Source organism: Streptomyces glaucescens (assembly GCF_002154375.1).
Taxonomy (GTDB): domain Bacteria; phylum Actinomycetota; class Actinomycetes; order Streptomycetales; family Streptomycetaceae; genus Streptomyces; species Streptomyces glaucescens.
In genome coordinates this window covers 1-9,429 of the sequence record NZ_MUND01000642.1, presented here as the reverse complement: position 1 = coordinate 9,429, position 9,429 = coordinate 1, and the positions used below count along the sequence as shown (strand labels likewise).

Annotated in this window: 5 protein-coding genes; 1 reads left to right on the top strand and 4 read right to left on the bottom strand. The window is 73.6% G+C overall.

Annotation, left to right across the window (positions count from 1 at the left end; translation table 11 throughout):
- Both CCN42_RS33905 and CCN42_RS33900 read right to left on the bottom strand, forming a co-directional pair.
- Nucleotides 1-1,130 (bottom strand): flavin-containing monooxygenase (locus tag CCN42_RS33905; protein WP_245877588.1); only part of this gene is annotated, 1,130 nt, incomplete at its 3' end.
- Nucleotides 1,131-1,232: 102 nt separating this feature from the next.
- Nucleotides 1,233-2,444, bottom strand: coding sequence for a cytochrome P450 (locus CCN42_RS33900; protein ID WP_086741272.1), 1,212 nt, complete (start codon nucleotides 2,442-2,444; stop codon nucleotides 1,233-1,235).
- Nucleotides 2,445-2,679: 235 nt separating this feature from the next.
- Between CCN42_RS33900 and CCN42_RS33895 the strand changes: the two genes are divergently transcribed.
- Complete coding sequence (locus CCN42_RS33895; protein WP_086741271.1) at nucleotides 2,680-3,345, top strand: TetR/AcrR family transcriptional regulator; 666 nt, start codon at nucleotides 2,680-2,682, stop codon at nucleotides 3,343-3,345.
- Between the two features lie 120 nt (nucleotides 3,346-3,465).
- Here the strand turns inward: CCN42_RS33895 and CCN42_RS33890 are convergent, their stop codons facing one another.
- Complete coding sequence (locus CCN42_RS33890; protein WP_086741270.1) at nucleotides 3,466-5,064, bottom strand: (2,3-dihydroxybenzoyl)adenylate synthase; 1,599 nt, start codon at nucleotides 5,062-5,064, stop codon at nucleotides 3,466-3,468.
- Nucleotides 5,065-5,313: 249 nt separating this feature from the next.
- On the bottom strand, nucleotides 5,314-9,429 hold a 4,116-nt coding region (locus CCN42_RS33885), incomplete at its 5' end, for a non-ribosomal peptide synthetase (protein ID WP_086741269.1).

Genomic DNA, 9,429 nt, shown 5'->3' with positions numbered 1-9,429 from the left:
GCAGGTACGCCGCCGGCGGCGGGCCGCGCCCATCCGATGAAGACCACGCCGGCGCCCAGCTCCGGGTGGATCATGTGCTTGTACAGCCGCCGGACGTCGGTGACGTCCACGTCCTTGAGGATGCTGAAGTCCTCGGTGTAGCCGGTGTTCAGCATGACGGTGTCGACGGTCTCCCGGCGGCCGTCCTTGAACACCACGTAGTCCTTGCCGAGCCGCTGGATGCCCGAGGCGTTCACCGTCAGCGTGCCGTCGACGATCCGGTGGACGAACGCGTCGTTCTTCGTCAGGAAGTGGTGGAAGAAGTCCGGGGTGTTCGCGTTCCACGCGGCCACCGCGCGGGCGGCGGCCGTCTTCCCCCGGGTCCTCCTCCGCTTCATCCCGAGGTGCATGATCGGGCCGGCGGCGGCCAGCGGCACCGAGTGCAGCAGATGGGAGGTGTAGGCGTCGTTCGTGAACGGCCGGTCCCCGGGGTACCGCTCGACGATGGGCTGGTAGCGGCGCACGGACAGCGTGCAGCCCGCCGCGACCTGGGCGATCTCGTTCACGACGTCCGCGGCCGTCTCGCCGATGCCCACACACAGGACGCGCTTCCCGCGGAACCGGTCGGCGTTGCGGTAGTGGGCCGAGTGCACGATCTCGCCCGCGAACTCCTCCTGGCCGGGCAGGTCGATGTAGTTCGGGACGCGGTGGGTCCCGGTCGAGATGACCACCGCGTCGAACTGGTGGGCGATCCGGCTCTCGGGGTCGTCCGCCGGCGCGACCTCGACGGTGTAGCCGCCGCTGTCGTTCCGCGACACGCTCAGCACGTCGGTCCGGTACCGGATGGCGGGTTCGAGCCCGAACCTCTCCGCGAAGTCGAGCAGGTACTGCCGGTACTCGCCGGCGGACCAGTAGCGCCGGTCCTGGCCCGCCGGCGGGGGGAAGCTGGAGAAGGTCATCATGTAGTTGGAGATGGTCAGCATCGTGGAGTCGTAGGCACCCGCCTCGTCGGCCCCGACCCCCGCCCGGAACACCCCGCCGAGTTCGGAGCTGTGCTCGAAGCAGGTCACGGAGTGACCTTCGTCCAGAAGTTCCTTGATAGCCACCAGACCCGATGGACCCGCGCCTATGACACAGACACTCTTCCTCATGCTCACCTCTCGACTCCGGGTGTTCTCGCGGACAGCAATGCGGGCAGCAGAATTCGTGCCGGCGGGTCCAGTTCCTCCGCGCGGGTTCCTCCCGCGGGGATGTCAGCGGCCGGCGAAGTGAACCGGCAGGCTCTCGTAGCCGGTGAGGAAGTTCGAGTAGATCGGGCGGGGCGTCCCGCGCAGCTCCATCCGCCCGACGCGTTCCACCAGCGCGCTCAGCAACGCCCGCAGCTCCCCCCGGCCGAGGTAGGCGCCCAGGCAGTAGTGCGGACCGTGACCGAACGACAGATGCCGGTTGGGCGAGCGGGACAGCGTGAACCGGCGCGGCTGGTCGAAGACCGACTCGTCGTTGTTCGCCGAGATGTTCCACAGCGTGACGATGTCGCCGCCGCGCACCTTCTCACCGCCGATCTCGAAGTCCTCGACGGCGGTGCGCGCCAGGTGGATGCCCGGGGTCGCCCAGCGGATCACTTCCTCCACCGCGGACTCGTAGGAGACCTCTCCGGTCCGCAGCGCATGCCATTGATCCGGATTCTCGATGAGCGCGAGGACCGCGCAGATCGCCGATATCCGGGAGGTCTCGTCGCCGCCGAGAATGAGGCTGTAGCAGTTGACGGCGACTTCCTCGACGGTGAGCGGGCGGCCTTCGACCTCCGAGGTCGCGAGCATGCTGATGACGTCGCCGCCCGGCTTGTCCCGCCGTTCCTGCGCCAACTCCATGAAATAGAGCACGATTTCGTTGCGGGCGCCGAGCGCGTCGAGTTCGCTGCTGTCCGCGTGGCCCGACGACAGGGCCATCTTGTTCCACTGCAGCAGGGCGCCGCGGTCGGCGGCCGGAATGGACAGCAGATCACAGATCGTGTTCATCGGGATCTGCTCGGCGACCTCGGCGGCGAAGTCGAAGGTGTCCATCCCGAGTACCGCCGACACCAGTTCGTCGGTACGTTTCCGGACCTTTTCGACGACCTCGCCGAGGACCCGCGGCGTGAACGCGCTGAACATGAGATTGCGCAGGCTGCGGTGGCGCGGGCCGTCGGTGACGGCGAGCATGCTCCCGCCTGCGGAGTCGTCGCCCCGCAGCACGACATCGAGGACGTTTCCCCTGGCCGAACTCAGAGCGCCGTGGTGGTACAGCGACTGCACGTCCGCATATCGGGACACCACCCAGAAACCGGGATTGCGGTCGGTGGGTTCGTGCCAGTAGACGGGACGCCGCGCACGTACGTCGCGCCAGAACTCGTGGATGTCGTTCTCGATGAATGTGGCCGGATCGGTGAGGTCCAGGGAACGAACACTGAGAGCGGGCTGACTCATTGGCTCAGATTGACAGGCTGCCTGTACCCGCTGTCCGGATTCTTGCCGGTTCCTTTCCGCGGGGGAATGGCGCCGTCCGCCGGCGCGGCACCCGATGCGGACGCGCCCGGGGAGTGTCCTGGACGTGATCTCTCCGCAACATCCGGTGGAACGTCCGGCACTACACTGGCAGCGATCTGGGAGCCGCTTCCGTCGCGCGCGCCATCGGTCCGGAACAGTGAAGGAAGCGGAACGCATGCAGTCCCCCAACCGACGGTCTGGCAAGGTGGGCCGCCCGCCCCGGCTGTCCCGCGACGCGATCCTCACCGCCGCCCAGCGCATCCTCGACGAGGAAGGGGCGGAGTGCCTGTCCATGCGGCGCCTCGCCAAGGAACTCTCCAGCACGCCCATGGCCCTGTACCACCACGTGCAGGACAAGGACGAGCTGCTGATGCTCCTGCTCGAAGCGCACGCCCAGGGCTTCCCGCGTCCACAGTTCCCCGAGCAGCCGCGGGAGCGCCTGCTCGCCGGGGCGCAGGTCCTGCACGACATCCTCGCGGACTGCCCCTGGGTGGTGGAGGTGCTCGCCTCCGACAAGTTCGTGAGCCTCTCCGCGATGTGGATCGTGGAGAACATGGTCGACGCGCTGATCGCCTGCGGGCTGAGCCCCGACGACGCCGTCTACGCCTATCGCGTCATCTGGTACTACACCGTCGGCGAACTCACCGTCCGGTTCAACCGCGAGCGCACGCGTGGCGAGACGGCGACGCCGTACCGGCAGCGCGTCATGTCCTCCGTGACCGAGGCGGACTTCCCGCGGCTCGCGGTGATCGGACCCCGCTGGGTCGAGCTGACTGCCGTCGACAACCACCGGCGGGGACTCGAAGCCGTGATCGACGGCCTGCTCGCCCAGAACGCCTGAGCCGGGACGTGGGAGCGCTTCCCGGCCGCGCTCCGCACCGCCCGCGGACCCGGACCGCACCCGCGCGCCCCGGCGGAGCGCACCGCGGTGGGGCCCGGACCCCCTCCGGCACATGCCCCCTCAGTCCCGGAAGCGGGCCCTGAGCGCCTTCTTGTCGATCTTGCCGACCGCGGTCAGCGGCATCCGGGACATCACCTCCAGCCGGTCCGGCAGCTTGTACGGCGCGATCCGGCGGTCCCTCAGCCCGGCGCGCACCTCCCGCAGCGTCGGCGGGCACTCGGGGTCCCGCGGCACCACGCACGCGCAGGTCTGCTCCCCCAGCTGCGGATGCGGCAGGGCGATCAGCGCGGCGGAGGCGATCCGGGGGTCGGCGAGCAGATGCTCCTCGACCTCCTGGGCGGGCACCTTCTCACCGCCCCGGTTGACCACGTCGTTGACGCGTCCCACCACCTCGAAGTAGCCCGCGGCCGTCCGCCGCACCAGGTCCCCGGTGCGGTAGAAGCCGTCCTCGGTGAACTGGGTGCGGTTGCGTTCCCCGGCCCGGAAGTAGCCGCGCACCGTGTACGGGCCGCGGGTGTACAGCTCGCCCTCCTCGCCCGGCCGCGCCTCCGCGCCGTCCTCGCGGATTACCCGGATCTCGTCGGCCGGGGCCAGGGGGCGGCCCTGCGTGTGGAAGACCACGCCCTCCGGGTCGTCCAGCCGCGTGTAGTTGAGCAGCCCCTCCGCCATCCCGTACACCTGCTGCAGGGTGCAGCCGAGCCCTTCGGGCACCTCGCGCGCCGTCGCCGGACTCAGCCGCGCCCCGCCGACCTGGAGGAGCCTCAGGGAGTCCAGATCGTGTTCGGTCCACTCGGCGGCGTCGAGCCACAGCGGGACCAGGGGCGGCACCAGCGAGGTGACCGTCACCCCGGCGCGCTCGATGAGCGGGAAGCACGACTCGGGGGTGGGGGCGGGTGCCGGCACGACGGTGCCGCCGAGGCGCAGCGTGCCCAGCACGCCCGGGCAGGCCAGCGCGAAATTGTGGCCCATGGGCAGCGCGCACAGATACCGGGTGCCGGGACCGAAGCCGCACAGCCGTGCGCTCCGGCGCAGCTGGTAGGTGTAGTCGGCGTGGGTGCGCGGGATCAGCTTCGGCGGCCCGGAGGTGCCCCCGGACAGCAGGAACAGCGCCACGTCCCCGGGGTCCGGCGCCGGGAGAGCCACCGGATCCGCGGACACCTCGGCCAGCGGGGTGAACGGCCCCGCGTCGCCGACCACCAGCACGTGCCGCAGGGTGCGCGTGCCGTCCAGGACCTCCTTGGCGATGGTCCGGTAGTCGCAGTCGAGGACGTGGTCCGCGCAGACGTACGCCACCGCCTCGGAGCTGTTCACCAGGTGGGTGATCTCCGACGTCCGGTGGGCGGGCAGGGCGAACACGGGCAGGGCCGCCAGCCGGAAGAGGGCGAAGCAGAGCACCACCATCTCCACGTCGTTGGGGAGCTGCACCACGACCCGGTCACCGGCGCGGATGCCGAGGCCGCGCAGCCCGGCGGCCAGCCGGTCGGCCGCCTCGTCGAGCCGGCCGTAGGTCAGGGAGCGGTCGCCCGTGACCACGGCCGTCCAGTCCCGCGCCCCCGGGAGGGACAGGGGCAGGTCGCCCAGCAGCTCGTCGTTCCAGTAGCCCTTGGCCCGGTAGGCGCGGGCGAACGACTCGGGCCACGGCACACAGCCTTCAAGCATGGATCATCCCAACTGTCGCTTGCGGAAGGGTTGTCGCGTGCACGGTGCGGGAAGCCGGGCGGGCCGCCGACGGGGCGCGGGCGGGCCCGCCGGCCGTCTCAGGGCAGCGGCGCCCGGGCCGGGGAGCCGGCGGACGGCACGGCCCGCGCCCGCTCCGGCACCTCGGCCCAGCGGACCGGCCGCGCCCGGGCGGGCGCTCGCGGGGCGCGCGGACCGGGCGAGGCGGTGGCCCGCCGGCCCGCCCGGCGGTCACAACGCGCCCACGTCGTACGCCTCGTCGTCCGCCCCGCCCGCCGGGCCCCCGGCGGGCGGGGCCCCGCGCAACCGGTCGACCAGCGCGGCCGTACCGGCCACCGTCGGCGTCCGCAGCACCTCACGCAGGGGCAGTTCGACGCCCCACCGGCGCCGCACGGCGGTCACCAGCCGGGTCGCCAGCAGGCTGTCCCCGCCCAGCAGGAAGAAGTTCGCCTCGCGCGCCACGCCCTCGACGCCCAGCACCTCGGACCACAACGCGGCCATCCCCTCCTCAGTCTCCCCCCGGGGCGGCTCGGCGCCCTCCGCGGGCCGCGCGGCCCGCTCGCCCAGCAGCCGCCGGACCCGGGGCCGGTCGACCTTGCCGTTGCCGCTCAGCGGCAGCGCCGGCAGGGCCACGAAGGCAGCGGGAACCATGTGGGCCGGCAGCCGCTCGGCGAGCCAGGCGCGCAGCGCGTCCGCGTCCACGTGCCCCGCGTCGGCCGGGTACCGGGCGGACACCAGCGTCACTGCGTCCGGCTCCACCCGCACCACCCGGGCGTCGGCGAACCCCCGGCGCGCCAACGCCCGCAGCCACGCCGCGGCGTCGGACGGCCGCCGGGGCGCCGCCCCGCCCGGCAGCGGCAGCGGCGACGGCTCGCTCCTCGCCACGAGCAGGACCGAAGCGCCCGGCCGCGCCAGCAGGGCCAGGGCGGCAGCGGCGGCGTCCGCGTCCGGTATCCGGCTGACGGCGTCGTTGACGATCACCGCGTCGAAGCGGTGCAGATACGCCTCCGGGACGGCCGGCCCGTCCTGCGGCGCCGTCCGCACGGTGTGCGCGGTCCCGGCCAGCCGGTCGCGCGCAGCGGCGAGTCCGGCGGCCGACGGGTCCAGCAGCGTGTACGTCACCGTGCCCGGCTTCAGTTCCTCCAGGATCCGTGCCGCGCCCCGGCCCCCCGGTCCGGCCCACTCCACGACGGCGAGCGGCTCCGGCCGCCGCGCCGCGAGTCCGGCCAGGTGATCCGCGATCCCGGCCAGGCACGCGCGTGCCCCCGGCAGCAGATCACCGAGCCCGTCCGGCGAGAGCGCCGGGTCGTCGGGCGGCACCGTGGGACCGGCCCCGCCCGTCAGCACGGCCGTCAGCAGCGGCACGGCGCGGTCCCAGGCGTCCGCGACCGTCGCCAGGGGAGTGCCCCGCAGCCGCTCCCGGAGCCGTACGATCCGCTGCTCGTCGCGTACGGCCGTCCAGCGCGGGCCGGGCCGGGGCGCGTCCCCGGTGCCCGCCAGCACGTCCCGGGCCAGCAGGTACGGCACCCAGCCCGCCGGCAGCGCGGACCCCGGCACCGGCCGGCCGGCACCGGAGGCTCCGGCGACGCCGAGGCCGTCGAGGACCGTGGCCAGGAACGTCTCGGTGAGGGCGTGCTCCGCCTCCACCGCCGGACAGGCCGCGAGCGCCGTGCCCGAGGGCGCTGTCCCTGCCGGGCATGCCGGGGCGGGGCCGCGGCGTTCGACGACGGCGGCCGTCAGCTCCCCGCGCCGGTCGCCGACGGTCACGGCGACCGCGTGCTCCACCGCCGGGTGCCGGTGCAGAACGGCCTCGATCTCACCCAGCTCGACGCGGAACCCGTTGATCTTCACCTGTTGGTCGGTGCGGCCCAGGAACTCCAGGGTCCCGTCCGGCCGGTACCGGCCGAGGTCTCCGGTCCGGTACCAGCGCTCGCCCCGGTGGCGGACGAAGCGCTCGACGGTCAGCTCCGGGTCCCCGCGGTACCCGAGTGCCACCCCGTCCCCGCCGATCCACAGTTCGCCGGCCACCCAGTCGGGACAGTCCCGCCCCTCCGGATCGACCACCCGGAACCTCTGGTTGCTCAGGGGAGTGCCGTAGGGGATGGACCGCCAGTGGCCGGGTACGTCCGTCACCTCGTGGAAGTTCGACCAGATCGCCGCCTCCGTGGCGCCGCCGAGCCCGACGAGCCGGCACCGTCCGCGGGACGCCTCGCGCAACGCACCGGGCAGGCCGAGGCCGATCCAGTCGCCGGAGAGCAGCGCCAGCCGCAGCGCCGAGGGCAGCGGCTCCCGGTCCGCGGCGGTGAGCAGCATCTCCATCAGCGCGGGCACCGAGTTCCAGACGGACACCTCGTGCCGGCGGCACAGCTCCAGCCAGCGGTGCGCGTCCCGCCGCTCCGCCTCCGCCACCAGGACCAGGGCGCCGCCCGCGGACAGCAGCCCGAACACGTCCCACCCCGACAGGTCGAAGTCCAGGGCGGACACGGCGAGGACCCGGTCCCGGGCGGTCACCGCGAACCGCTCGTTGACGTCCTCGACGGTGTTGACGGCCGCCCGGTGGCTGACCTCCACGCCCTTGGGGGTGCCGGTGGAACCGGAGGTGAAGACGACGTACGCCGTGTCGCCCGGGTCCACGGGGACCGGGGCCGCCAGCGGCTCGGCCCGCAACGCCCGCTCCACCGGCAGGACTTCCACGCCGCAGGCCGCGTCGTGCGGGGGGCCGCCGCCGTCCAGGACCAGTCGCGCACCGCTCAGGGCGAGGATCCGCTCCCGGCGCTTCGCGGGCTGATCGGTCCCGACGGGCACGTACGTCCCCCCGGCGGCCAGCACGCCGAGCACGGCCGCGATCTGGTCCGGGCCCTTCGGCGCCGTGACGACCACCGGGCATCCCCGGCCCACGCCCCGCCGCACGAGGGCCCCGGCGACGCGCAGCGCCCGCTCGGCGAGTTCCCGGTGCGTGATGGTGCGGGTGGTGTCCCGCCCGTCCGGGCCCGGTGCGCTCCACACCAGGGCGGGAGCCTCGCCCCGTGCGGCGGCCCGGGCGAAGAACTCCTCGTGCAGCACCCGCCCGCTGTGCTCGCGGGCCACGGAGTTGACCTCCTCCCGGCGGCGCCGCTGGGCGGCCGGCAGCGGGAGGTCCGGGGCGGTCCGCCAGTCCGCGTCGATCAGCTCGCGCAGCAGCGTGACGAGGGCGGTGAGCATGGCGTCGAGCATCCCGTCGGGAAACAGCTCGTCGACCGCGTCCCACGCCAGCAGCAGCCCGTCGTCACGGGTGCGGTAGACCTGGCAGTCGAGCCACACCTGCGGAGTCTGGGACACCATCCAGGCGAGGTCGCCGAAGAGACCGGCGAAGGCGTCCGGGACCAGCGGGGCGTCCACGTTGCAGGCGAAGACGACCGGGGCGGTCCGGGGCGCCTCGCCGTCGGCGCGGACGAAGTCGCGCAGCACGTCCACGCCGGTGTAGGCGGCGTGCCCGACGTCGTCGTGCAGCCGCTGCTGGACGGCCCGGGCCCGCTCGGCGAAACCCGTGCCCGGCATCAGGTCGACCTCCAGCAGCACCAGACTGGTGAAGTCGGCGACGATCGCGTCGACGTCGGGGTGCGCGGCGGGGGCACGGTCGAACAGCGGCAGGTTCAGCAGGAAGTGCCGTTCACCGCTCCACCGCGCGAGGACCTCGGCGAAGGCCGTGGCGAGCAGCACCGACGGGGTGATGCCCTGCGCCGTTGCCCTGCGGCGCAGCGCGGCCCACTCCCGCGGGGACAGGCTCCCGGTGCGGCGGACGAAGCGGGGGACCGCGATGTCGCCGGGGTCGGCCCTCAGCGGCAGGCCGGGGCCGCCCGGCAGGCCGGGCAGCCGTGCCGTCCAGTAGGCCTCCGCGCGGGCCCGCTCGGCGGCCCGTCCGGCGGCACGGTCGGCGAGGTGGCGCGGGAAGTCGTAGGCCAGGGCGGGCAGGGCCGCGGGATCCTCGTAGAGCGCGGCGAGATCGCCCAGGATCAGACGGATGCTGTGCACGTCGGCGACGAGGAGGTCGATGTCGACGTGGATGCGGTACCCGGCGTCCCCGAGCCGGCTCAGCCGGACGTCCATGACCTCCCCGCGGGCCACGTCGAGACGCCGGTGGGACAACGCCTCGCGGCGCTCCAGCAGCGCCCGCGCGACGACGTCCGGGGCCTGGCCGGTGTGGTCGTGGACCGTCAGGCCCGGCCAGGGCGACGCCGGCAGGACGCGCTGGGTGCCGTCGTCGGCGAAGCGGGCCCGCAGCATCGGATGCCGTCGCAGCAGGGCGCGTACCGCCGTGTCGAGCCGGTCCGCGTCGACGTGCGCGGTGTCGAACTCCAGGTAGGCGTG